General features: G+C 38.4%; 1 protein-coding gene. It reads left to right on the top strand.

Going from position 1 to position 1,027, the window contains the following annotated elements; all coding sequences use genetic code 11:
- The coding region (locus ADI58_RS10295; RefSeq protein WP_049522521.1) for an Ig-like domain-containing protein at positions 1–1,027 on the top strand (1,027 nt) is incomplete at both ends.

The following is a 1,027-nucleotide window of genomic DNA, read 5'->3' as shown; positions in this document are numbered from 1 at the left end:
AGTGAAAGATGCGAATGGAACACCAGCAACAGCAACTTACACACCAACATTTACGGAAGTAAATCCTACAGGTAAGGATTCAGCTACTACAGGATTACAAGGCTTTGCTCAAAAATCTCCAATCGTCTTCAATCAAAAAGATGAAGAAGATAAAACAACTGTTAACTTTAATGCTGGTCATGAAAAAGTAACATTAAAACAAGATACTTTAACATTAGTGAATGCAGCTGGAGATAAAGTGACAACAGTGACTGTACCAGATGTTGGAACTTATGAATTAAAAGATGGCGTGATTACATTTACACCACTTAAGACATTCAAAGGTAGAACTGAGGGTGTAACAGTACAAGTTGAAGATGCTAATGGTAAAGTCGTTAAGCAAAAATATGTACCTAATGTAGTAGAAGTTCTTCCAACAGGAAAAGATACAACATCAACAGGACTTCAAGGAAAAGTACAAACAGGAACACCAGTGTTCACACCTGGAGCCCCAGAAGTACCAATGGATGATGAGTCACCAGCAACATTTGAAGATGGAAATGTAACTAAGACAGTTGATAAAGTAGGAACATACACAGTAGCAAAAGATGGAACAGTAACCTTCACACCAAACAAAGACTTCTCAGGCGAAGCGCCAGAAGTAACGGTTAAACGTGTAGATAAGAATGGCACATCAGTAACAGCGAAGTACAAACCTACAGTTACAAAAGTAACACCAACAGGAAAAGATACAACATCCACAGGACTACAAGGAAAAGTACAAACAGGAACACCTGAATTCACACCAGGTTCTCCAGAAGTACCAATGGATGATGAAATTCCAGCAACATTTGAAGATGGAAACATCACGAAGACAGTTGATAAAGTAGGAACATACACAGTAGCAAAAGATGGTACAGTAACATTTACACCAAACAAAGACTTCTCAGGAGAAGCACCAGAAGTAACGGTTAAACGAGTAGATAAGAATGGAACATCAGTAACAGCGAAGTACAAACCTACAGTTACAAAAGTAACACCAACAGGA

Source organism: Streptococcus mitis (assembly GCF_001074635.1).
Taxonomy (GTDB): Bacteria; Bacillota; Bacilli; order Lactobacillales; family Streptococcaceae; genus Streptococcus; species Streptococcus mitis_E.
Note: the sequence above shows the minus strand (reverse complement) of the source record. Positions and strands in the feature narration are given on the sequence as shown.